Below are 24,384 nucleotides of genomic sequence, written 5' to 3'. Positions count from 1 at the left end.
TCAACAGTAAGTCATCCACTGTTTTTTGTTTCTTGTGGCCGACGCCCCTCTCCCACCCCGACTGCTCCCTACTATGCCACTCTCGCCGTTCGACTCACTAGATCAAAATCGTCTTGCCGAAATGATGCTGGAAGCCACCCAGAACGCACTCAACGACGTTATCCGGATTGGTGAGTTTCTGGTGGGCGGCGGCGACTCGTCCAACCTTGGCGGCCACCCCGATATTCGCTACTAACGGTCCGCAGCTAGTTACTGCCCAGTCACCCACCGGAATGTTAGGTTGAGGCGAGGCTCCGTAGGACGGGCAGTTTTAGGAACCGCATGCAGCCAGTGCTGTTGGGTGGTACCGCGCATTAGCAGCAAGCTACCCGTAGGCAGATCCAGCGACACAGGAGCATGTACCACCACCTCTGGGTGGCGCGGCCGAAGCCGGAAACGCCGAGTGGCACCCAGGCTCACCGATGCAATAACTGGGGCCATACCTAACTCGGGCTCGTCGTCGGCGTGCCAGCCCATGCTGTCTTGGCCATGCCGGTACAAATTTAGCAACACGCTATTAAAGCGCGTTTGTGCGGCGGCTTCCACTTGTTGCCGGAGCTGTTGCAGCGCCGGAGTCCACGGTTGCGGATCAAGGGCAAGGCCAGAGTAGGCGTAACGCGCAGTGGGGTCGCCGTGCCAGGCCGTCAGCCGGGGCTGGAGCACTTCTTTACCGAACAGTTTAATGGGCTCGTGCCGCCACGGAATGGTAGTCGTTAGCTCGGTTAAAAGCGCGTCTGCCGCTTCCGGCGAAAGAAACTTGGAGTCGAGCAGTACTTCGGCCTGCGGCAACGGAATCAGTTGGAGCGGCATGGCAGTATGGTACAAGTTGAACGAAGCCCCTATTTATCGTTTCATAAGCTGTTCCATTTCCATCTGTACCTCTTTTGGCTGCTGCTTGATTAGATAAGGCATAGCGCGCTGCAACCCCCACACCAGCAAGAAACAAATGATAATGGGAGGTATCATGCTTTTGCTACGGTAGGTATCGGTGCGCACATAGCGGGGCCAAAACCAAAACAGGTACACCAGCACAGCAGGCACATTGAACAGCAAGCTACCGATAAGCGGGTGTAGCCCTTGGGTCAGCACGGCCCAGGTTAGCACCTGTGAGGCCGCCACCAAGTACCCGACGATAAACAGAATAAGCCCCAGCAGCGCTTTCATCCGCCGAAGCCTAAACAGGTTGATTCCCAGCAATACGCCCCCGCCTACCATCGTGGAAATGGGCAGCATCGAAAACAGCACAATGGTACCTGGCGAGTACAAAGCCGGGGCATCCGCAGCGGGAGTTGCCTGGCCGGGCACGGCCGGCCGGCTGGCTGCTAGCTCAGCCTGCGCCGCGCGCTGCTGCTCCACTATCGGTGTTAGCGCCGCTCGAATAGCAGCGGCTTCGGTGGGTTGTTCGCCGCGGCGTTCTAATTCAGTAAGCGCAGCTAATACAGCATCCTCGCGGTATTCCACGTGGTTTTGCACATAGAGCTGCAGCTCAGGTAAAGATTTGCGGGACATTTTCTCCGCGTATTCATCAGCCATGGCGCCGTAGATCAATAGGATGCTACCGAACCCCGGTAGCTGGAATGCAAAACATCAATACGTGGTAAATGATGTCCAAGATGTTACACCATAGAGTAACTGAGTAACAGAGTAAGTCGTTCTAAATGACCAACTCTACAAGTTACTCCGCTACTCAGTTACTCTCGGCCCATTCGGCTAGCACTGTGCCTACGCGCTGCACATCTTGGAACGAGTTGTAGAGCGGCACGGGGGCCAGCCGAATAACGTTGGGCTCGCGCCAGTCGCCGATAATACCAACTGAGGCTAGGTGCTCGAACAGAGCGCGCCCGTTTTGGTGCACCAGCAACGAGAGTTGGCAGCCACGCTGGACGGGGTCGGAGGGCGTAATGATTTCGAGCTGGGTTTTGGGCAGGTTCAGGCGCGTAATCAGAAACTCTAGGTAGGCCGTTAGCTGCTCGCTTTTGCGCCGTAGGGCGGCCATGCCCCCAGCCGCTTCGTGCACCGCCAAAGCAGCTTCGTGCACGGCCATAATCAGGATAGCGCTATTGGAAAGCTGCCAGCCCGCTGCCCCGCGCATTGGCCGGAAACCTTTCTGCATCTTGAAGCGCACCTTTTCGTCGTGGCCCCACCAGCCGGCCAGGCGCAGCAGCTCAGGCTGATCGGCAAACCGCTCGTGCACGAAAGCTCCTGCCACGCCCCCAGGACCGGAGTTGAGGTACTTATAGGTGCACCAGCAGGCAAAATCCACGTCCCAGTCGTGAAGTTGCAGCGGGATGTTGCCGGCGGCATGGGCCAAGTCGAACCCCACTTTGGCGCCCACAGCGTGGCCGGCGGCGGTAATGGCGGCCATGTCATACACCTGCCCGGTGTAGTAATTGATGCCGCCCATGATGACAGTAGCTAGTGTACCGCCTAACTCTTCGATTTTGGCCAGAATATCCTCGGTGCGTAGCGTATGCTCGCCGGGCCGGGGCACCAGCTCCACAATGGCATCATCGGGGCTGAGGCCGTGCATGCGCACCTGGGTTTCCAGCGCGTATTGGTCGGACGGAAAAGCGCCTCCCTCCATCAGCACTTTATAGCGCGCAATGGTAGGCCGGTAGAACGAAACCAGCAGCAGGTGCAGGTTGGTGGTTAGGTTGTTCATCACCACCACTTCCACGGGCTTGGCGCCTACTATGCGGGCCGTGGCGTCGGTGAGGCGCTCATGAAAGTTCATCCACGGCGTATCGCCCAGGAAATGACCTTCTACCGCCAGCTGCTCCCAGTTGGTGAACTGGCGCTCCACGGCGGCGCGGGCCGTACGGGGCTGCAACCCCAAGGAGTTGCCACACATATACACGCTGTCTTGCCCATCGGGGCCGGGCGGAATGTGAAACTGATGACGAAATTCGCGCAGCGGGTCCTGCGCATCAAGCTGGGCGGCAAAGTCGGGGGTGGGTGCAAAGGAAGTCATTACCGCAAAGATAGGCCACCGCTCGACTACCGCCCCGCCAGAATTCCGGCCACTTGCGCCTCGGGCAGCCCCAGCCAGTCCAGGGCGTTCTGGCCCAGCATGCGGGCTTTCATTTCGTCAGGAAACGGCATGGACTCAATCAGCTCTCCCGGCGTCAGCTCGCCCAGCGGAAACGGATAGTCGGTGCCCAGCACAATCTTATCGGGCCCTAGGGTTTTGGTGAGGTAGTCGAGCATGAGCGGGTCGTGCACCAAAGAATCAACCCAGAAGCGGCCCAGGTACTCGCGCGGATTCACGTTGTTGTCGATGGCGCACAAGTCGGGGCGCACCTTGAAGCCGTGCTCGATGCGGCCGATAGTGCTGGCAAACGTGCCGCCGCCGTGGGCTACCGCCACCCGCAGCTTCGGCAACCGCTCTAGCACGCCCCCAAACACCAACGAGCACAAGGCCAGGGTGCTTTCGGCGGGCATGCCTACCAGCCAGGGCAGCCAGTACTTCGGCATTTTCTGCTGCGCCATCATGTCCCACGGATGCACGAACACGCAGGCACCCAGTTCCTCGGCCGCCTGAAACACCTCGAACAGTTCCGGCGCGTCTAGGTTCCAGTCATTCACGTGCGAGCCAATCTGGATGCCCGCCATGCCAATCTTCATGCACCGCTCCAGCTCGCGTACGGCCAGATCGGGAGCTTGCAGAGGCACGGTGCCAAGGCCCACGAATCGGGTGGGGTAGCGGTGCACCACATCGGCAATATGGTCGTTGAGGAGCTTGCTTAAGTCTAGCGCATCAAGCGGTTTGGCCCAGTAGCTGAACATCACCGGCACCGTGCTCAGCACCTGCACCTGCACCCCAAACTGGTCGTACTCCCGCATGCGCACGGCGGGGTCCCAGCAGTTGTCCTGAATTTCGCGAAAGAACTTGTCGTCCTGCATCATACGGGCACAACAGGGCTTGTGGTGCTCCAGCCGAATAAAGCCGCCGTAACCGTACCGTTCACGCAGGTCGGGCCAGTGTTCCGGCAAAATGTGGGTGTGAATATCGATGTGGAGCACGGCGCCAGGGTGGGTCAGCTTCTAGTAAAGCTCGATAGTTGGAAGCAACTGTTGCCGCTAAAACGCCTTCGTGTTCAAAGCAGTCAATAGCATTTAGCATCAGCGAAGCACCGTATGCTTTACGAGGCTACCGGCGCGGGCGGGGCCATAACGGTGCCACACACCTGGCAGGTACGTTTGTGCTCATCCTGCCAGAAGCCGTTCATGATGGGCGGCAACTGCGTGACGATGTCGGTGATTTCGGCGTACTCCTCATAGAGTTTGTTGCCGCAGTTTTCGCAGTACCACTGAAAGCCGTCTAGCTCGCCGGCCGTGCGGTAGCGCTCCAGCACCACCCCTACTGTACCCGCCGGGCGGCGCGGCGAATGAGGTACGCCGGGCGGCAGCAGAAACATTTCGCCAGCCTTGATTTCGATATCCACTGGCTTACCGTCCTCGATAATCTTGACCACGATGTCGCCTTCCATTTGCAGGAACAGTTCCTCGCCTTCGTCCACGTGGTAGTCTTTGCGGGCATTGGGGCCGCCTACCACCATCACAATGAAGTCTTTGTTGTCTTTGAACACCTGCTGATTGCCGACCGGCGGCTTCAGCAAATGGCGGTGTTCCTCTATCCAGTTTTGCAGGTTGAAGGGGCGGGTGACGGGCATAGCAGGTTAGGGTGAGGAGTGGCAGATAAGTAAGCGCTGGAAAGTTAAGGGGTATCCGGAACTTACATGGCCTTGTTCAAGACTTCATCAGGTGATGGCCACAACTGGTTTGGCGCTGATAGCCTGGCGTGAGTCGGGGGGGTAGCAGCAGTAGCAACGGCCAGGAAAAAGCCACCCCAACCAGCGTGAGGTACACGTAAGGTACCTGCACGAAAGCGTAGAAAGTAACCAAATAGATTTTCAGCGTAAGCAAGGCGTATACGCGGTAGTCGAGTGACGGCCGCCACCTAAACCAGTAACCAATTGCTCCTATTATCACGCCTAGGCACATACTGCTGTGTACCAGCCGTATCAGCTGCACCTGCTGCGCTATGCTGCCGGGTGCGAAGCGGTGAAAAAATATGGCCAGCCCTACCCCTCGATACAAATGCTCGGGCTGCCTGAGTGTAGGCTGTTGCCACTCCGCAATAGCGGCGTTGGTATAAGCAAGCTGTGCCCGCGCAAATACTCCCCAATCATGACTCAGAAAAGGCACAATGTAAATCGCCAGGACCAGTAAGGCCGTTAGGCCCGCTACGCGGAGCGCCACTTGCTTTCCCGCATTCTGCCACAGCAGCAGTATCCAAAGCGGAACCCAGAACACCACCGAAAAGCGCGACAACAAGCAAGCCGTAAGCCCCAGCGCCTGCGCCCACCACGAACCACGCCAGATGCAGTAAGCCAGCAGCAAATAGAAGCTGACTATTAGTAGCTCTACGGTGTTGGTGAAGGTTCCCGGATTGGTTTGCAACATAGCCTGTATCAGAAACAGTGGCACAGCCAGCACAGCTAGTTGCACTAACAATGGCACCCGACGACGCAGCAGCAATCCTATTCCAACCAAGCTACTCAGGCAAAAGCCTCCAAACGCTATCCAGCGGTAATCAATATTCAGCAGTTCGGCAGGCACAAACGGCAGCCAGGTTACGGGGAGATAGGTAGGATGTAGTAGGTAGCCGAACTCCTGAATAGGGGCATACACCCATTCGCCGTCCAGCCAGCGCCGCACAAATACCTGAATAGAAGGGATGATGTCGGATTGCGCCGGGTCGATGGGGAAGCGCCGCAACAGCTTGGCTACGCGGGCACCCAACAACAGCAGTACAGCTAGTGGCAGTAGCAGCCCCGCAGTTCGCAGCTTAGATGGTGGAAGCATCACAGGTAAAGGCCGCCCTCTAAATGCCCACAGCCCACTTATTCCAACTCCGAGCCCAGCCAGCCACAGCAACACCGGACTTGTAAACGGCCCAAACAGGTTGCGCAAGAAGGTGAAAAGCAGAAATTCAGCAATAAACGCTGCTACCAGCAGCCATCCAGCAACAGTCATAAACGACGCAGAGTGTAGATAAAGCGAAAGGGCTTCCTCTCCCAGGCGGCGGTGAACTTACAAAGAAGCTGGTTTGGCGCGCGAGCAATGCAGCGAGTCAGGAGGTATTTTACTTAGTTTTAAGCTCACTTTTATATCATCAACTGTGGCAACCACTGATTTTCCTTCCCAATGCGCCTTGGTAGGCGGCAGCACCCAAGGCATTGGCCGGGCCGTGGCCGAGGAACTAGCCCAACGGGGTGCCACCGTCACGCTACTGGCCCGCAACGAAACAGCCCTGCGAGAAGTAGCAGCGGCACTCCCCACCCCAGTCGGCCAAACCCACGACTATATAGTAGCCGATTTCAACGAGCCGATGGTGCTAAGTCAGCGCGTGCAAGAGTATTTGGTTGCTCATCCCGCGGGATTCCACATCCTGGTCAACAACACGGGGGGGCCGGCGGGGGGGGCAATTCTGGATGCCCCCATCGAGGCGTTTCGGGCGGCATTTGAGCAGCACTTGGTTTGCAACCACCTGTTGGCACAGGCCGTGGTGCCAGCTATGCGCCAACGCAACCACGGCCGCATCATCAACATTATCAGCACGTCGGTTAAGATGCCATTGCCGGGCCTGGGCGTTAGCAATACCATCCGCGGGGCAGTAGCCAACTGGGCCAAAACCCTATCTACAGAGCTTGGCCCCTATGGTATTACTGTGAACAATGTGCTGCCCGGCGCCACTGTCACGCAACGGCATACTTCCCTGATCGAGAAAAAAGTGGCACAAACCGGGCAGCCGGTGGAAGAAGTGGAAGCTGCTATGCTCAAGTCCATTCCCGCGCATCGGTTTGGGCAGGCCGCCGAAGTTGCTGCCGCCGTGGCGTTTCTGGCTTCAGAAGCAGCTAGCTACATCAACGGCATCAACGTGCCCGTAGATGGAGGCCGAACTGGCAGCTTATGAGGAGGGCTTATTAATTATTGATTGCTAAATAGTTGTACTACTGCTGGCTTCAAGTCCAGTAAACAGTAACATTTCAACAATCGACTACCAACAATTCCACAATCAATCTACTTTTGCTGAGTTTCCGCTTATTCTCTTCCTGCTTTGCTATCCTTCCAAAAGCTCTCCATCGTCATTCCGGTTTATAACGAGGCCCGCACTATCCATCAGATTCTGGATTTGCTGCGGGAATTGACGCTAGTCAACGGAATTCAGAAAGAGATTATTCTGGTCAATGACTGCTCGACCGATAATTCCTCGGAAACCATTCAGGCCTACGCCATCCGTTACCCCGAAATGGGCTTACGGTTGCTGCAACACGCTGTCAACCAAGGCAAAGGGGCAGCGCTGCACACAGGTATACGGGAGGCTACTGGCGAATACGTTATTGTGCAGGATGCCGACCTAGAATACGACCCTGAAGAGTACAACTTGCTGCTTAAGCCTATTCTAAAAGGCTTTGCCGATGTGGTGTATGGCTCACGCTTTATGGGTGGTAATCCGCACCGCATCTTATTTTTCTGGCACAGCATCGGCAACGCCGTCCTGACTTTCCTCTCGAACATGTTCACGGATCTGAACCTGACCGACATGGAAACCTGCTACAAGCTGTTCCGCCGCGACATCATTCAGGGCTTGACGCTGGAAGAAAAGCGTTTTGGGTTCGAGCCGGAAGTAACTGCCAAGGTGTCGCGCGTCCCGAATGTGCGCATCTACGAAGTGGGCATCAGCTACTACGGCCGCACCTACGCCGAGGGCAAAAAAATAGGCTGGCGCGACGGATTTCGGGCTATTTACTGCATTGTAAAGTATGGCCTATTCGGCTAAGCCAGCCGATTGTATACAGCGAAGTACGCCGCCAGCAAATAGGTACCTAAGTGCCGCAGCACTCAGAACTATCAATTGGACGAGGGCTACTGCGGCTCAAGCTGCGCCTATTAGTACATAATTAGCCGGATAGCTTACCCCGAGCATTTTTCTAGAATATTTCAGTCTCGCTACATGCTTCTTCCCAAACAGTACGCTACCCAATGGCCCTTGCGCTTGGCATTTGGTGCTATGCTGATTTTGCTGCTCTTCGCTGGATATTTCTACCAGGAGCGTGTATGCTATATTGATCTAGCTTACCATCTGCTGTATTTTCTAAAAGACAAGGCGTTATTCATTCAGAATAACCGGTTTGTAGCTGTTGCTACGCAGTATCCAACTCTATTAATCCTCAAAGCCGGCCTACCACTCTACGTGGTAGAGATGTTTTATTCCGTCGCCTTTATACTTTATTACTTAACTGTCTTTCTGCTATCCGCTTACTGGTTTCGGAATCAGCAGGTAGCGTTGGTAGTAGCCCTGCTTTACACGCTGCTGGCAGCACGCACATTCTACTGGGCGCAGTCGGAGATGCCGCAGGCTTTGGCGGCCCTACTGCTTTTTTATGCCGGCATTTCGCGGCAAGCGCCTCTACAGCGGCGCTTTAGCACAGTGGCCTTGGCGGCCTTGGTGCCGGTGTTTGTGTTTGGGCATCCGCTGGCTATTCTGCCGTTTGCCTTCATCTGGACCTATGATTGGCTGCTGAACCGGCGGTTTACAGACTGGACCTATTATGGCTTGCTGCTGCTGGCCATCGCCTCTTACAAGTTTCGCGAAACGCTGATTGTACCCGGCTCCTACGAAGCCAACAAGATGACTTTCCTGCCCAACCTAATTGCGCATTTTCCGAATTATTTGGGCTTGCAAAGCTTTCGGGATTTTTGGAAACTTTGCGGCCGCAACTTTATTGCCGTCCCTATCCTGATGGCTGTGCTTTCCGCTTTCTATGCAAGGCAGCGTACATGGCAGGCTTGGTTTCGGCTAGCGGTAATATGGGGGTTTGCAATAGGCTATGTACTGGTAGTCAATGTTTCCTACCCTGACGGTACGGATGCCACGTATCTTGAGAATATGCTGCTGCCGCTCACGCTCATCATAACCATTCCATTTGCCATGGAAGTACTACCAGCGCTGGAACGGCATACTCCACTGCGAAGTGGTGTTGTTATTGCGAGCCTGCTCGGCGCGGTATTCGTTGTTAGGTTGGCCGTTATCTGGAAGCACCACGGCCCTACCACTTCCTATCAGCAATGGCTTGGGCAGATGGTGACGTACACCAGCCAGTTTCCTGAGCAAAAGTTTATTCTGTCGCCCGAAAACGCAAATGCTGAGCGCAAACTAGCTGGTCAGCCCACTTGGTCACTGCCCGCTGAAATACTGCTGCGCAGTGCGCAACACAGCCCCGACTCTGCCCAAACAATTTACGCCGGAACGGAAGACTACCGGCTTGCGGAAGCAAAGACCAGAGGCGATTTGTTTCTCGGGCCTTTTGAGAACCTAACCGTTTATGATCTGCCGCTAACTTATTCTCGCCTTCCAGGCACCCCATACCGCACCCTAAATACGCCGCCGCCGCCACAGGATACCACCACGCTAAGCGCCTACATTGATTCCCACAAGAATGTTCGGCTGGTGCTAGCTGATTCTTTACCAACCGCCCTGCGGTCTGGCCGAAGCGAGAATGTGCATGTATTGGTTACTGTACCCAGCGAAGCACAGCCTTTGCATTCTGGCCTCGCCAGCTCGCACCCTACCTTGCTGCGGGCCTCGTTCTACAAGTCCCAAGACTGGCCTTCCGGGGTTGCGCCCACTGAAACACCGCTTGAGGTAGATGTCTGGCATCCTTGGGCACAAAGCGTAGCTCTCCAAATGCCACAAGAGCCTGGTAGCTATACATTGGAAATAAGCCTATTCAGCCGCGACTATCGCACTTGGCCTGTTCGCCTTTTGCGGAAAGTGGAAGTTGAATAACAGTCGTTAGTGTCGCCAGAATAAATGCATAGAATCCATACAGGCGCATTCCAGAGGTTTCAGTAGCAAACCGGCTTTATAAGCTCAGGTGCACTTGAAAGCGTCCTTCCCTGTTAGTTGGGTTGGGGCCACTCCAGCCAGAAGAAACGCTCCTTATACAGCTGCCAAGTGGTATCACAGCAGTTTAGTATGCCGCGGTAGTACTGCCACGTTTGGGTAAGGTTGAGTACGATGCAAACTAGCAGCAGCAAGGCCGCACCATGCAGCAACCAGCCGGAGCGGCGGCTGCGGTCGAAGAAGCTGGCCAACGGCAATGCCAGCAACGGATAGAAGCTGATAAGTGGCCGTTGGCTGAAGCTGCCACCATAACCCCAGTCCCACCACGACCAGGTAACGTAGAGGGCCAGCGGCAATAGCACTACCAGTACCGGCAAAGCAGCGCGCACCTGTCGGCGCAACCAGAAAATGCTGATCAGCGCAACGGCCATTATGGGCGTGTACACCAGCCACCCCTTTCGGATGCTGAAAAAGCCGTCCATAAAATGAGGATGGCGTAAATCAAATTTTTCGCCAGGATAGGAATCGATAAGCCAAGCGCCCCCTACGCTGTGCCAGAACCAAGGCTGTAATGCTAACACAGAACATGTAATAACGCCAGCTAGTAGCACCTGAGTACGGTGCTGCCATAGTTGCTGACCGCGGGTGCGCACTGCGGCCCACGAGGTAAGGCCCCACAATGCCGGCACCAGCACCATCCACAGCTCTGTCAGGCGTACCAGCCCCATCAGGCCAAGGGTCAGGCCCAGCAGCAGGGCGTCACGCCGCCGAAATTCGGATAACCATTTCACGGTAAGCAGCAGCAATGCGGCATTCAGCATGAACAAGGTGCCGTGCGACATGGGCGCTTCATAGGTGGCATAATTGAACAAATTAGTAGCCAACCCGATAGACAGTAGCGTAAGGGCCACTGTGGTATCTTCGAAGAAGCGGCGTAACGTAGCCCGTAGAATCCAGAGGCCCAGCATGGCATACGCTAGGCATACTAGTACCAGCATCTTCTGATATACTCCAGAATAACCATCGGCAGGCGAGCCTCGCAACCCTGCCACGCTATGGGCCACCGCGAAACCAGGAGAATAGAACAAAGCCATTCCCAACGGATATTTCATTACGGTCTGGCCGTTGGGCGCTGGTACCACACCATAGCGGCTGTCCATATCGGCGCGGTACTGGCCACGGATGCCGGCAGTGTAAGACCCATCCCCAACATCGTTGTAAATAAAGTAGCTAGTCAGGTACTGATAATAGCCCGCCACATCCCAGATAACGACGTCACTGCTACGCCACTTGCCAGCTTGGAATACAGTAATCAGAGCCAGCGCAACTATAAACACAAAACTGGAAAGTGACTTCATATAATCGTTACCGTAGAGGCTACGGAAATTGCCGAATACCAGAAAATGCTGGGTAGAAGTGAAAAGCCGGGAAATTAAGCTAGCCCAACGGAAGTAGACTTATAGTGTTTGATAGCCAAGCTCCGTCTTATTCTTTACAAAGCTTTGCTGCTGGAAAAGCAAGTCACGAAACAAGCTTATCAAGCACCTGCACAGCATAATTGCCGCACAGCCTTCGGCAATACAACATGCCACTTATCAAGGTACCTTCTTACTTATTCCACCTTTTCGATGGCTAAATCATCCATGAAGGTTGCTCCCAATCCATTAGCACGCCACAGGTACACCGCTATTCTATTGGTATAGCTAATGCTGGGTGGCAGCGTGACGTCCAGAGCTACTTCCACCCATTTATTGTAGGTGGTCACTTTCTCGCCAAGTTTCAATCCCTCCCACACCAGCGTTTTGTTTGGATTAGCTGGATCTAGTATCTGCGCAACCAGAATGGCTTGGGAGTTTTTATCGGGCAGATTCACCCACGCATGGATTTTGATTTTTTTCAGCTTGCTGGCGCTGAGCCGTCCAAGCGTGTTGTTGTAGCCAATGCTGAATTCATTGTTGGTATCCACCTTCACAGCGTAACGGCCAGAATGCGCCTTATCTCTAACCAAGGAAGGGGGCGTCGGCTCGGGCATCCAACCCTCAATGGCTTCAAAGTCACTAGAAACCAAATAGTTGTTTGGATTACTCGTTGGCTTTTCTTCACAGCCAGCCAAGCTCAGAAAGAGCGGCAGGTAAATCAATTTTTTCATAGAAGGCCAAAGGTTGAGTCCTCGCACATCCAAAACTAACGCAAAAGCACCGGCATACATACTTCGTTGAGCGTGATAGCCAGTAATTTCGGTTAGCCGAATAAATGAGTGGCCTACTTGCATAAAGGGCTCCCGCAAGTATGACAAAGCATATTCACGGGAGCCCTTTATGCAAGTAGGCCACTCATTTATTCGGCCTTCTCGATAACCAAATCATCTAGATAGGCAGTGTTTGGTGCACCGGTACGCCACAGATATACCCCCAGCTTATGGGTATAGCTTACGTTGTCAGGCAGCGTAATTTCCTTTTCCACTTCAGTCCATTTGCTGTCTGCTTTCACTTGGTCGGCTAGCTTCATCCCGTCCCACAACACGGGCTTACTTGGGTCCGCCGGATCCGTCACGGCAGTTACCAGCACCACATCGGTGCTGCCCTTTGGCAGGTATACCCACCCTTTAATTTTGATTTTACGCATTTTGCTGGGGCTGATTTTGCCCAGCAGGTTATTATAACCCATGCTGTATTCAACAGCCGGATCAACTTTTATAGAATAGCGCCCTGAGTGTGCTCTTTCTTTGGTTAAGGATGGATTAGCATCTCCTGTCCAGCCCTCAATTGATTCGAAATCATTGCTGGCTAACTGATTGGTAGGAGCAGTAGTTGCCTTGTCTCCACAAGCTGCCAAGCATAAGGCCAAAGATGCGTAAAGCAATTTTTTCATTACCAGGGTCGAAAGGTTAGTTGTGGACTCAAAACTAAGTGAAATTTAGCGCTGCTCCCACACTAATTATCAGGTTTACCCACGGGTTACAGTGGCCTATCTGGCCGAGTAGCGCACCTGCTTGGCAGCTATTTTCCTATGCGAGATGACCATCCTGGCAAGCATGCATCTCCTCTACCAGTTGGGATACCAAGTGTAGCCTCCTACTTTTACCAACCAAAGTTGAGATAATATGCACCAAATGCTTAGTCTCCTCTTATTGCACTGGTCTTTCTGCGAGCTATGATACCACGGAACAACACGTACGTTACGGCTTATTTCCTGCTTGTCTTCCTGTTAGGAGTCTTTATATTCAAAGATTACGGTGTTTCCTGGGACGAATCTATTGACCGCATCAACGGCATGGTCAATGCGAAATATATTATGGTTACGCTAGCACCCGAATGGACGGAGCATCAACTGGTATTCACCAAGGTTCCTGATTTCGCTAGCCATTTGGAAAACGACCATGGTGCCTTATTCCATCTGCCTTTTGCGTTTATGGAAGTAATATGGCCTGGGCTCGACTCACGCACTTACTATTTGGTAAGGCACTTCGGCATATTCCTAACGTTCATGCTGGCCTTATGGTCTGTTTATAAAATAGCTCTGATTCGATTTAATAGCTGGCAGGTAGGCTTAGTCGCCAGTACACTACTAATACTGTCGCCACGCATCTTTGCCGACAGCTTCTACAACGGGAAGGACCTCGTTTTTCTGTCCTTCTTCACCTTCGGAATTTACACCTTAATTCGGCTGTTGCAGTACCCAACACTAGCTCGGGCAGCCCTGCACGGCCTTGCCACCGCCATTGCTACCGATGTGCGCATTCTGGGCTGTCTGCTGTTTGCACTTTCTATTGGCATGTTTGTGTTGGATGCCATTTGGGGGAAAACCACCAGTGCCGAACGTCGGCGACTTGGCAAAGCCATTGGGCTCTATTGCGTGGCGGCCATTGCCTTAACTATCGTTGGCTGGCCTTACTTGTGGGAAGATCCGGCCGGAAAATTCTTAGAGGCCTTCGATAAGATGAAGCGGTTCCGTTGGGAAGGCGACGTTTTTTATCTAGGTCAGGTGGTGAAAGGCATTGAACTGCCGTGGCACTACGCACCGGTTTGGATTATCATTACCACTCCTGTTGCCTATTCAGTGGCATTTCTGGCAGGTGCGTCCCTGTGGCTTTACACCGTTGTGCGCTACCGGTTTGCGTTGCTGCGTACCCTGCAAGGCCAGATAGACGTGTTGCTAGCGGGCTGGTTTGTAGTTCCCTTGTTGATGGTTATACTCCTCCATTCCGTTATTTATGACGGCTGGCGGCATTTATACTTTATTTATCCAGCACTGCTATTAATTGCGGTACGCGGCGCATATGCAGTCTGGCAAGCTAGCCAACGTAGTGTATTGTTGAAACGCGCAACCGTAGCACTTGCTGTTTTAGCCGGCGCCGAAGCTACATATACGGCTGCCCGAATGGTAGCAGCTCATCCCAACCAGCAGGTATTCTTTTCTTTCTTATCGCCGGAGCAGGCGGAGCGGCTCTTCGACCGGGACTATTGGGGCGTGGCCTACCGGCAAGGATTGGAATGGATTTTAGCCCATGACACGGCTTCACAGCTGTCGGTAGACGGCCCCGTGCCCATTGTGCTGGAAAACAACTTATCCATCCTGAAGCCCGCTGACCGGGGCCGTTTCAGGATGAGCGCTACTGATAAGGAGCGCTACTACCTCACTGGATACCGCATGCACCCTGAAGCCTACCCCGATACCATCGGCAACGAAGTCTACGCCCTGAAGACAAACGGCATAAAGATTTTATCGGTTTTCTATCGTTGGTAGCGCTCCAGTGCTCTCTTATGCAGCAGATTCAACGCTTTCTCGAACCCTGAACATACAGGCGCATATACCATTCTGCTCACGCCAACTAGCTACTGCGCAAGCTCGCTTACACTGGTATTGAGTTCTATAGTTAAATAGCTACCTACGCCAAGGTTGCTTACTTTTGGAATACCATGGATATCGAATACGAAGTAAAATACCATCAATTAGAAGAAAAATACTGGTGGTTTCAGGCACGTCGTGATATGGTATTCCGGCTCATAAATGAGCTGAAACTAGCCACTGATGCCCCTATTCTGGAAATTGGCTGCTCAGGTGGCCCGTTGTTGCAGCGCCTGCGCACTGTCGGCTATTCCAACCTAACGGGTATCGACGTGAGCGAGGCCGGTATTGCCGTTGCGCAGCAGCGTGGTATTCCCAACGTGTCGTGCATGGATGGGGCCCACCTCTCCTTCCCCGACAACGCCTTTGATTTAGTAGTAGCCTCCGATGTACTAGAACATATTCAGGACGAGGCCCAAGCGTTACGGGAATGGACGCGGGTGCTGAAGCCAGGCGGAAAGCTTTTAGTATTTGTGCCGGCGTTTCAGTTTTTGTGGGGCAAGCACGACGAAGCCAACCACCACTTCCGACGGTATACTGCCGCGCAGCTGGCAGCCAGCCTGCGCAAAGCCGGCTTGCAAGTCAAGCGTCGCTCCTACTGGAATGTGAGCTTGTTTTTTCCAACGGCCGCTGTTCGGCTGCTTAAGAAAGTACTACCCACCGATAATAAGCCAGCGGAAGACGACTTCTTTGCAGCGCCACCGCTCGTTAATACACTGCTAACCAGCATTATTACTGCCGAAAATCGCTTACTCCAAGCTCTGAATGCGCCGGTGGGTGTAAGCGTATTCGCGCTGGCTATGAAATCTCCGACTGTCTGACTTCTGTTCCCAATTACGTGGACCTTTCCATTATTGTCCCCATCTACAACGAAGAAATCAATCTTCCAGTCCTGTACGCCCGACTGGCAGCCATGCTTGATGCCTTGCTGCTTGAGGTAGAGGTCATTTTTGTGAATGACGGCTCCCGTGACCGTTCGTTGGAATTGATGCAGGGATTTGCGGCCCGCGACCCGCGTATGCACTACATTACGTTTAGCCGCAACTTCGGGCACCAGGTAGCCATTACGGCGGGCCTGGACTTGTCGCGGGGTGCTGCCGTTGTGGTCATGGACGGTGATTTGCAGGACCCGCCCGAACTGATTCCGCAACTGTACGCTAAGCTGCACGAGGGCTACGAGGTGGTGTACGCCAAGCGCCGCTCCCGGCAAGGCGAGAGTGCCATCAAGCTGTTCACAGCCAAGATGTTTTACCGGATACTTGCCCGGATTACCTCAGTGAATATTCCCATTGATACCGGCGATTTTCGCATTGTCAGCCGCAAAGTGGTGGAGGCCCTCAAGCTCATGCCCGAGCAAAACAAGTTTATTCGCGGCCAAATTTCCTGGATTGGCTACCGGCAGACCTTTCTAGAATTCGACCGCTCTGAACGGGCAGGTGGCGAGCCAGGCTATACGTATAGCAAGCTCATCAAGCTAGCCTTAGATGGTATCACCTCGTTTTCTGACTTGCCGTTGCGCATGGCTTCTATCGGTGGTTTTGCAGTGTCTGGCGTGGCTTTTCTCGTGATGTTATACGCCATATACGCCCGGTTTTTTCTGAAAAACTACGGGGTAGGTTGGCCTTCTCTCATGGTAAGTGTTTTATTCCTAGGTGGTATTCAGCTTATGGCTATTGGCGTAATCGGAGAGTACGTGGCGCGCCTTGGAGCTAACACGCGCCAGCGTCCGCTCTACATCATCGATGAAACCGACTTACCGCGCCCAAAACCCAACGCCTAATATGTCCGCAATAACGTCTCGGTGAAACGAAGCTGGATGCGCTGACATTTACACCGTTTTTCCTTGGCCTACAACAACTTATCTAGAAAGTACCTATTGCCGAGCCGGTGCCAACAGCACATAACCATCGGGGAAGGTGCGCGGGGTGTATGTAGGAAACACTGCTTGCAGATAACGCTGAGCGGGACCATTGCGCCAAGCCGGACTTACCAGAATAGCAGCTGGCTTGTAATACTCCCGGAAACGGGCCGCTGCTTGGGCGGAAGGTGGCGTGAATGTAGTATCGGTGGGCGCGCGCTGAAGTGCCAACACAGTGCGCATTACGGTGTCGGACTGAAACCGCTCGAACTGCGTTTGGGAAACCCGCGAAATGTAAGCGGAGGGCAGCTTTTTACGATAGTAGGGCTGGTATAGGAAGTTGTGTAGTTCCACCTTGCCCAGTACGTGGTAGCCGTCAACCAAACCCATCGGGATGGTGAACAGCGCTTCGCCGGGTAGCTTGGCCACCGCATGAAAAGCAGCGGGCATGGTCCGGGACGAATCCAAGGGAGGCGCAACCGGCCAAAACTCGAAGGCTACGGCGGCCAGCAGTGCGGCACTCATAACACCGCGTAATACCGGGCGCCGCGCAGTTTGCCAGGCAGCCTCCAGGGCCCCAAATCCTACTATCGGCAGCAACAAGCTTACCACCATCACCCAGCGGGTAGGACAGCGGATGTTGTTGAAAAAAGGGATAAAGTGCAGCAGACCAGTGGGCAGGTTCAGTTTTAGATGCCCCAGCACCCGCACCGAAGGCAGAGTCAGGAGCACGAAAAACAAAAGCACCCAGGCCAGTGGACGACCCTGCGGGTCGAGGTGGCGGCGCGACACCGGCCGGGCCGGCCAAAACGCAGCTAGAGCGCATACTAGCGGCACCGCATAACCCAGAAACATATAGTTTTCAACTGACCCCGGCATGTTAAACAAGCGCGGATTACCATACAGTTGCCGGGCCCAGTTGAAGTTCAGCCAGCGGCTGTTGTCGGCGGGCATGAAGTAGCCGGCCACGTCGCCGCCCCACCAGAAACCGGCGTTGTCGGGCACATCCCAGAGCCGCATCAGCCGAATAAGGAAGTGTCCACCCAGCAGCACGCCGGCTACTATCAGCCAAGTATTGCGGCGCCGCCAGTTGATGGCGCCCAGCCGAAACCAGAACCACGCCGCGTAGGCCACCGAGAAATATAGCAGCGCAAAAAGCACGTAATAATCACTCAGGAAAGTAATTATCCCTAGTGCCAGACAAGCGGCCACGGCCTTCCAGCTGCGCACATCCGGCCAGAACCGACCGGGGTGAAACGTGAAGGCCCGCAAAAAAGCCAAGATATAAAACGGCACCGTGGCCGTTAGCATCAGGTTGTAGTGGAGAGGCAGCCGGACCGTCTTGTAGGGTGAAAAGGCGAAAAACAATCCCGCCAGCCAAGCCAATACCGGCTGCCGCAGCCAGCGCCGGGCCAGCAGCCACGCCCCCGCCCCCGACAACGCATATTCGGCCATTAGGGCTAGGTTCAGCGCCAGCATCTCGTTGCCAATGAACAGGTTAACGATGCCAGTAATGGGGTTGTAGGTGTGCAGCCACAGTGCGGCTCCTTCGGGGTAGAGCAGCCAGTTGGAATGGAATGGGTTGTGCCCGGACAGCAGCACCTCCCGGAAGTGCCACACGTTCCAGAGTTGCATGTAGCCATCCTGCTCGGGCACTGCCGGAAACTGACTGCTCAGGTGTGCCGTCAGCGGCCAGGTCCAAGCCACAAATACCGCTACGTACGAAGCAATTATCAGGGCTAGCTGCCAACCTGTATTTCTGCCGGGCATAAGAGCGGATTGGTGAACCGGATTACCCCACGCAAAACCGGGCCGGCAAAGGTAGCCGTTGCGCGTGAAGTCGTTACTTTTGAAAGACTCGCTCTGTTCTTTATGCTGCACTTTCAGAACTACATCAACGGCCAACTAGTACCGCCTACGGGGGGCCATTACCTTACCAACGTGGAACCCGCTACCGGGCAGGTGTACGCGCACATTCCGGACTCCGATACCACGGATGTAGCGTTAGCCGTAATGGCCGCCGAGGCCGCGCTACCCGCGTGGCGGGCCCTACCGGCCGAAGAGCGAGGCCGCCTACTAGTGCGTGTTGCCGAGCTGATTGAGCGTAACTTGGAGCCCCTTGCGCAGGCCGAAAGCCAGGACAATGGCAAGCCGGTGAGTTTGGCCCGGACGGTAGATATTCCGCGGGCGGCTAGCAATTTCGCCTTCTTCGGGACGGCCGCGCAGCATTTTGCTTCGGAAACCCACTTTCAGGAAGGTGTGGCCCTCAACTATACGGTGCGGCACCCATTGGGCGTAGTGGGCTGCATTTCGCCCTGGAATCTGCCGCTGTACCTGTTCACCTGGAAAATTGCGCCGGCCTTGGCTGCCGGGTGCTGCGTGGTAGCTAAGCCCTCGGAAATCACACCGTACACAGCATTTCTACTCAGCGAGCTATGTATGGAAGCTGGGCTACCGGCCGGCGTCCTCAACATTGTACACGGCACCGGGCCAGGCGTTGGCCAGGCTATTGTGGAGCATCCCGGCATCAAGGCCATCAGCTTCACGGGGGGCACTAAAACCGGGGAGCATATTGCCCGCACGGCCGCGCCTATGTTCAAGAAACTGTCGTTGGAACTAGGCGGTAAAAACCCCAATATCATCTTCGCCGACTGTGACCTAACCGAGGCGGTGCGCACCAGCCTACGAAGCAGTTTCGCAAATCAAGGTCAGATTTGTCTGTGCGGGTCGCGCATCTTCGTCGAGCGGTCCATCTACGAGCAGTTCAAGGCGGAATTCCTGCGCGGCGTGGCCGACCTAACGATTGATGACCCACAGCTGGCCAACAGCCGGCAGGGCGCTTTGGTGAGTGAAGCGCATTTACATAAAGTACTGGACTACATTGCGTTGGCACACGAAGAAGGCGGCACCTTACTGGCAGGTGGGCAGCGCGTGCAGCTAGAAGGCCGCTGCGCAGGCGGCTACTTCCTAGCACCCACCGTGTTTGAGGGCTTGGCGCCCGATTGCCGGGTGAATCAGGAAGAAATATTCGGCCCAGTGGTTACGCTCACCCCCTTCGATACTGAAACCGAAGTGCTGGCCTGGGCCAATGGCACCCAATACGGCTTGGCCGCCACCATCTGGACCCGCGACCTGAACCGGGCGCACCGCGTAGCCCACGCCCTGCACAGCGGTATCGTGTGGGTGAACACCTGGCTGCACCGCGACCTACGTACGCCTTTCGGTGGCATGAAAAACTCCGGCATTGGGCGCGAAGGTGGCTTGGAAGCCTTGCGCTTTTTCACCGAGCCCCAAAGCATTACGGTAAAGCTGTAACCAATCGAGGCAGCCGGTACTCTAGGGCTGATTGTCGGCACTAATAGAGTTCTAGCTTTTCCAGACGGCGCTCCAACTCTTCCAGCGTAGTTTCCTTGAATTCTAGAGGGGCAGGTGCTTCCTGACCAGTGGTAACTTCTTGCCATGCCAGAGACGGTACGCCCCCTGAGTAGCGCAACCCCACCAGCACAGCTCGGCGGCCAGCTGGTACGCCAGTGAACTGGTAGCCGTTTTCTACCGTTTCAGCAGCCAAAACGGTAGGTGTAGTACCAGGTAGCACCAGGCGTACGGCAGTACTTTCATCGGGAGTGGCAGCAGCCAATAGCAAGGCTGTACCCGAGCTTAGTGGCCGGTCAGCATTCAGCCAACCTAGCTGTGCGCAATTGAAAACGTACCGGTCGGTAGGCATGGGTTCCGTTGGTTGTTCCGAGGGTACCGTAGTTGTGGCTGCGGGCTCGGCATCGGCTACCTGGCGGCGGCTGGTATCAAGACTGAGTTGACCAGGTTGAAACGAAAACCGGATGGGCAGCACCATTTTCACTTTTACAAATTCTCCGTTGCGTTGGCCCGGAGTCCAGCGGCCAGAAGTCTGTTGCAGCACCCGCAACACTTCTTCGTCGCAGCCGTGCCCAATACCGCGCAGAATATGAGGCCGCTGTACCCGTCCGCTTTCATCCACTACAAACGAAGCAAATACCACCCCTTGTATCTGGCTAACCAGAGCTTCGCGCGGATACCGAATTAGGCGGTTGATATCGGCAGGCCCACGGTGGTAGGTTGGCATGGGCTGCGCGTTGGTATAGATGGTTTCCTGAATGGCAGGCATGGCAGAAGCAGGAGCCGCTACCCAGCGGACAGAGGCGGTACCCTGGCCATAATAAAGCTGCATTCCTGGCACTGGCCGGCCGTTGGCCGCCGGCATTTCTAAGCGCATGGTACGGCCTTCGGCTAGTTGAAGGGGCCGCCCCGCCGCCGTAGCTTTCACTAGCACCATGCCGCCGGTTTGCAGCAATTGGTTGTCGGTAGTGAGAGTAGTTAGATTAGTAAGAATCATTTCCGCGGGTGTGTAGCACTCCCGTAGTTCCACCCATACCGGCCCGGTGGCGGTTCGTTGCGCGACATCCACCAAGCTGCCAGCGGCCAGGCGTACCACTGTTCCAGCTTGGCCCCGCACTTCGGCGGCTTTGGTTGGATCAATCTGGAAATACTCGCTCGCCTTGCGGCCAATATCGAAAAGAGTAGCCTCGCTAGGAGGTGTGCTAGCATTGAGACTTGCTGGCGGACGCCGCGCACTGCGGTACACCACGAGTGGCGCGGCCCGATTAGTGGGCTGGGTGAGGCGGTGCCAGTTGCGGCGCACCGGAGTTGAGTCAAGTAGGGCAATTGGATTGGCCGTTGAGTCGAGCGTGAGGGTATCGGACAAGGCAGGAGTTGCCTGTTCGGTACGGGTGGGCTTGTCGGGTTGGCAGCTAGCCACCAGCAATCCGATAAATAGAACAGCGGAGCGTAAAGTCCAGAAAGTGGGCATACCGCGAACTACGGCAAAATTCGTTAGGGGCTGCTTATTTTATTGCCTATATCTTAGGCTTGCCTACTAAAAGGACAGTTCAGGATTCTATTTAATCTTAGAATGACCTATAGACTAGCGCTATTTGTGCGTTTCCGAATAGGGAGAAATCTGAGTACCCGGTTTCCTTCCGGCTTCTTGTTTGGCGAGATGAAATCCCAGCCAGTTTTTGTCGTTAGGAAGGCATCACACCTACTTTGTTTGCAAGCCGTTGCCGGCCTATAGCAGCAAATCCCGACCTTTACTGAATCTATGCGTCTTTATCTGATTTCCTTTCTGTTAGGCTCTGGGTTGCTGGTTTCCTGTAACCCCGAACCCTCGGCTGGCCCCCGCGTGGCGCTGGTTGGCAGCACACGGTTTCTGTCGGCCAGCCGGAGCAGCACCATTCCAGGTGACACGTTTTCCACGCGCGTATTTGCCGATAAGTATGATCCCAATGATGCCAACCTGCGCCGGCTGCTGATTACCGTCGAGTACGTTCGCAGCCGCAACCCTTACCTGTATCCTAGTACTGGTTTTGAGGCTAACGATGTTCCTAAGGAAACCGGCCGATTGGTTTTTCTGGATTCGGTGCTGACAGGCGAGCAGCAGCAGTCGGTGGCTTTCCAGTTTCAGGCGGGTACGCGCACCACGTCTGGCCGGGAGATATGGCGCTTCAACGCAGAGGATGTCAACGGGGATTTCAATGAGGGTGGCTACACACTTAGGCTTCGCAATACCGATTCGCTGCTGACCTATCACCGCTATACAACCATTTTGCCGGCCCCGACCAATTATCGGTCGCGCAGCTATATCTCGCTGCTATCGGGGCTGGCACTGCCAGCTTTCAGTTTGCGGCAGCACACCGAAAATCAGTCTCTTATCGACTTGGTATATCTGCCACTGTCTGGTGGCGGCAGGGCCTTGGCTACTCCGCAAAACGCTGACTTTATAAACCGTAGCGCGTTCTGGATTCCTACTAACCGCCGTGCCACTCAGCTTCGAGCCACCGCTCTGGATTCGGCTGCTTTCGTGGCAGCCACTACTCCTGCTCAGCTAGAAGCTGCCTTCGCTAGCCCAGGTGGCACGCTCATTACTTCAACCGGCGCGTTACCAACGAGAGGTCTAGGACGTGTCTTTGCGTTTCGCACCGCTGATAGTCCTGCTAAAACCGGACTTCTCTTCGTGCAGTCTGTCATCACAATACCAACCCCTGCTCTCAGAATTCAGGTACGCATCACGAAGTAAGAGCACCGTCTTTTGCCTCAACAAAAAGCCCGCCTCCAAAAAGAAGGCGGGCTTTCTATTGCTGGTTTGCTTTTCAATTCTGCTGGTTTCTTAGAAGAGAAACCCAGCAGTAAGTGTAGTAGTAAAGCGGTTGGAATCGACTACTACCTCGGGCGTATCGGCAGGGTTTGGCATCACGTAAGGGTTGTAGTAACGCTTAGTGCTGCCATACACTCCCGCTAGGTCCAAGTAGAAATTCTTCTGGCGCAGCCCTAACCCACCGGTGTAATAGTTTTGCGTCCTGTCTCGGCCACTGTCCTTATACGGGTCGCCGTAGCGGGCAAAACCTGCTCGTACTCGGAAAATGTCGAAGCGTAGCTCGCCCCCTACCCGCAGATTCACGGCTGACTGGTAAAGGTTGCGGATGGCGTCGTTGTTGTTGCTGAAATTGTAGCTGGCAACATCATCGTTGTTGAGGCGGGCTTGGCTGTAATTTACGTATTCAACATCACCGCTCAAGAAGCCGTTTTTCCCAACTACCACTGCCACGCCGCCCGATGCTCGGAAAGGCGAGGTTAGCCGGTATTCAAACGAGCCTGGGTCCACTACCGCATTACCAGAGGTATACGTTTTGTTTCCTACCGTAATGGGCTTATCGTACACTGCGTCTAACGAGGCACCGTATGTTTCCGACAAGCTGGTGAAAGTTGGAGTTTGCACCGAAGCACCCAATCGTACGGCATCGGTTACCCGGTAGATGGCTCCAATGCGGGCATTCAGGCCGGTGCCACGGGTTTCCAATGTTTCGCGGTACGACAGACTACCGAAAGAGGTACCTTCTTGGGTACTGGGCGCGCTTGGGTCAACGGCGCTGAGTGTGCTGGTAGAGTTGAAGCGGGTGGTGATAATTCCGATACCGCCACCGATATACAGCCGGTCTTTGTAATTAGCTCCGTAGCCAATATCGAACTGGGTTTGAGAACCAGTCGTCAACACAGTTTCACGTTGGTCGAGGGGGCCAGTATTATCGTAATCGGATGGAATATAGGTTCCTTTACTATCTCGCTCTGTCACGAAGGCCTCATACGCTAAATCGTCAAGGTCAGTGGCTGTAATATCCGCGTTGGAACGGCCCAAGTACGAAAGAATATCACTATCGATGCTAGGAGTTCCTCGGTAGCTGAAGCTTTGGTTGAAATCATTGATACGATTCAGTCCAAAAGCTAGCGTACCACCTCGCCACGGGTTAGTGTCGCCGTCAGGGCGGCGGTTGGTGAACGCAGCACCAAAGCTAGCTACATGCAGGCTGTTGCGGTTATCAGTGCTAGTGGTACCGAAGGCTTGACTGCTAGTATTACCAATGCCGAATCCCGGCGAAAAGCTTATTTCAGAGCGTTGGTACAGCCCCAATCCAGCGGGGTTGGTAACTAGGCTACCCAAGTCGGCACCCACTGCTACGTTGGCACCACCGACCCCTAACGAGCGCGCAGTTCCGGAAGGCTGAGTCTGGGAGAAACGGAGCGCATCTGCTTGGTATTGGGCAAAGCTATAGCTGGCCGGGCTCAATAGAGCCACGGCCAGCCAGTATTTCAAGTTTTTCATGTTGAAGGAAAAGTAGTCGGCCGCAGAGGGCCTGTC

At 54.7% G+C, this 24,384-nt stretch carries 21 protein-coding genes; 9 read left to right on the top strand and 12 right to left on the bottom strand.

What is annotated here, in order from left to right; translation table 11 throughout:
• The first annotated feature begins 73 nt into the window (after positions 1–73).
• Positions 74–235, top strand: a complete 162-nt coding sequence (locus G536_RS32340) for a hypothetical protein (RefSeq protein ID WP_157530866.1) — start codon at positions 74–76, stop codon at positions 233–235.
• 14 nt (positions 236–249) lie between these two features.
• Here the strand turns inward: G536_RS32340 and G536_RS0122570 are convergent, their stop codons facing one another.
• The 6 genes from G536_RS0122570 to G536_RS0122545 all read right to left on the bottom strand — a co-directional run bounded on the left by G536_RS0122570 (position 250) and on the right by G536_RS0122545 (position 6,078).
• On the bottom strand, positions 250–849 hold the full coding sequence (locus G536_RS0122570; protein WP_026880498.1) for an alpha-ketoglutarate-dependent dioxygenase AlkB family protein: 600 nt from the start codon (positions 847–849) through the stop codon (positions 250–252).
• Between the two features lie 33 nt (positions 850–882).
• Positions 883–1,548 carry a hypothetical protein gene (locus G536_RS0122565; protein ID WP_157530864.1) on the bottom strand — a complete coding sequence of 222 codons (666 nt, stop codon included), beginning with the start codon at positions 1,546–1,548 and terminating at the stop codon, positions 883–885.
• A 178-nt stretch (positions 1,549–1,726) separates the two neighbouring features.
• The gene (gene kynU / locus G536_RS0122560; RefSeq protein WP_022825876.1) at positions 1,727–3,010 is read right to left on the bottom strand and encodes a kynureninase; all 1,284 of its coding nucleotides are present in this window, start codon (positions 3,008–3,010) and stop codon (positions 1,727–1,729) included.
• Positions 3,011–3,036: 26 nt separating this feature from the next.
• Positions 3,037–4,062, bottom strand: a complete 1,026-nt coding sequence (locus G536_RS0122555; protein ID WP_022825875.1) for an amidohydrolase family protein — start codon at positions 4,060–4,062, stop codon at positions 3,037–3,039.
• A gap of 119 nt (positions 4,063–4,181) precedes the next feature.
• Positions 4,182–4,712: a 3-hydroxyanthranilate 3,4-dioxygenase gene (locus G536_RS0122550; protein WP_022825874.1), complete on the bottom strand. Its 531-nt coding sequence runs from the start codon at positions 4,710–4,712 to the stop codon at positions 4,182–4,184.
• 76 nt (positions 4,713–4,788) lie between these two features.
• Entirely contained in the window at positions 4,789–6,078 is a 1,290-nt protein-coding gene (locus G536_RS0122545) for a hypothetical protein (protein ID WP_157530862.1), read from the bottom strand.
• Between the two features lie 145 nt (positions 6,079–6,223).
• On the opposite strand from G536_RS0122545, the gene G536_RS0122540 reads away from it, so the two are divergent.
• From G536_RS0122540 to G536_RS0122530, 3 genes are all read left to right on the top strand, one after another.
• Positions 6,224–7,018: an SDR family oxidoreductase gene (locus G536_RS0122540; RefSeq protein WP_022825872.1), complete on the top strand. Its 795-nt coding sequence runs from the start codon at positions 6,224–6,226 to the stop codon at positions 7,016–7,018.
• Between the two features lie 144 nt (positions 7,019–7,162).
• Complete coding sequence (locus tag G536_RS0122535; RefSeq protein ID WP_022825871.1) at positions 7,163–7,885, top strand: glycosyltransferase family 2 protein; 723 nt, start codon at positions 7,163–7,165, stop codon at positions 7,883–7,885.
• 174 nt (positions 7,886–8,059) lie between these two features.
• Positions 8,060–9,895 carry a hypothetical protein gene (locus tag G536_RS0122530; protein ID WP_022825870.1) on the top strand — a complete coding sequence of 612 codons (1,836 nt, stop codon included), beginning with the start codon at positions 8,060–8,062 and terminating at the stop codon, positions 9,893–9,895.
• A 113-nt stretch (positions 9,896–10,008) separates the two neighbouring features.
• Here the strand turns inward: G536_RS0122530 and G536_RS0122525 are convergent, their stop codons facing one another.
• The 3 genes from G536_RS0122525 to G536_RS32335 all read right to left on the bottom strand — a co-directional run bounded on the left by G536_RS0122525 (position 10,009) and on the right by G536_RS32335 (position 12,823).
• Entirely contained in the window at positions 10,009–11,310 is a 1,302-nt protein-coding gene (locus G536_RS0122525; protein WP_022825869.1) for a hypothetical protein, read from the bottom strand.
• Between the two features lie 254 nt (positions 11,311–11,564).
• Positions 11,565–12,224, bottom strand: coding sequence for a carbohydrate binding domain-containing protein (locus G536_RS0122520; protein ID WP_169515145.1), 660 nt, complete (start codon positions 12,222–12,224; stop codon positions 11,565–11,567).
• A 65-nt stretch (positions 12,225–12,289) separates the two neighbouring features.
• The gene (locus tag G536_RS32335; protein WP_157530860.1) at positions 12,290–12,823 is read right to left on the bottom strand and encodes a carbohydrate binding domain-containing protein; all 534 of its coding nucleotides are present in this window, start codon (positions 12,821–12,823) and stop codon (positions 12,290–12,292) included.
• 282 nt (positions 12,824–13,105) lie between these two features.
• Between G536_RS32335 and G536_RS0122510 the strand changes: the two genes are divergently transcribed.
• The 3 genes from G536_RS0122510 to G536_RS0122500 all read left to right on the top strand — a co-directional run bounded on the left by G536_RS0122510 (position 13,106) and on the right by G536_RS0122500 (position 16,580).
• Entirely contained in the window at positions 13,106–14,698 is a 1,593-nt protein-coding gene (locus G536_RS0122510; protein ID WP_022825866.1) for a hypothetical protein, read from the top strand.
• Between the two features lie 173 nt (positions 14,699–14,871).
• A complete protein-coding gene (locus G536_RS0122505) occupies positions 14,872–15,621 on the top strand; it encodes a class I SAM-dependent methyltransferase (RefSeq protein WP_022825865.1) in 750 nt (249 codons plus the stop codon).
• Positions 15,622–15,638: 17 nt separating this feature from the next.
• Complete coding sequence (locus tag G536_RS0122500) at positions 15,639–16,580, top strand: glycosyltransferase family 2 protein (RefSeq protein WP_022825864.1); 942 nt, start codon at positions 15,639–15,641, stop codon at positions 16,578–16,580.
• 93 nt (positions 16,581–16,673) lie between these two features.
• Here the strand turns inward: G536_RS0122500 and G536_RS0122495 are convergent, their stop codons facing one another.
• Positions 16,674–18,428, bottom strand: coding sequence for a DUF6311 domain-containing protein (locus G536_RS0122495; protein ID WP_022825863.1), 1,755 nt, complete (start codon positions 18,426–18,428; stop codon positions 16,674–16,676).
• Positions 18,429–18,530: 102 nt separating this feature from the next.
• Between G536_RS0122495 and G536_RS0122490 the strand changes: the two genes are divergently transcribed.
• Positions 18,531–19,973, top strand: coding sequence for an aldehyde dehydrogenase (locus G536_RS0122490; protein ID WP_026880495.1), 1,443 nt, complete (start codon positions 18,531–18,533; stop codon positions 19,971–19,973).
• 40 nt (positions 19,974–20,013) lie between these two features.
• On the opposite strand, the gene G536_RS31100 is transcribed toward G536_RS0122490, so the two are convergent.
• Positions 20,014–21,501 (bottom strand): energy transducer TonB, encoded by a 1,488-nt coding sequence (locus tag G536_RS31100; RefSeq protein WP_084708789.1) that lies wholly within the window; start codon positions 21,499–21,501, stop codon positions 20,014–20,016.
• Positions 21,502–21,792: 291 nt separating this feature from the next.
• On the opposite strand from G536_RS31100, the gene G536_RS0122480 reads away from it, so the two are divergent.
• Positions 21,793–22,767 (top strand): hypothetical protein, encoded by a 975-nt coding sequence (locus tag G536_RS0122480; protein WP_022825860.1) that lies wholly within the window; start codon positions 21,793–21,795, stop codon positions 22,765–22,767.
• A gap of 90 nt (positions 22,768–22,857) precedes the next feature.
• Here the strand turns inward: G536_RS0122480 and G536_RS0122475 are convergent, their stop codons facing one another.
• Positions 22,858–24,348 (bottom strand): OmpP1/FadL family transporter, encoded by a 1,491-nt coding sequence (locus G536_RS0122475; RefSeq protein ID WP_022825859.1) that lies wholly within the window; start codon positions 24,346–24,348, stop codon positions 22,858–22,860.
• Positions 24,349–24,384 lie beyond the last annotated feature (36 nt).

It is taken from the genome of Hymenobacter norwichensis DSM 15439 (assembly GCF_000420705.1).
GTDB classification, from domain to species: Bacteria; Bacteroidota; Bacteroidia; order Cytophagales; family Hymenobacteraceae; genus Hymenobacter; species Hymenobacter norwichensis.
The sequence above is the reverse complement of the archived record's forward strand: the minus strand, read 5'-3'. Positions and strand labels throughout refer to the sequence as shown.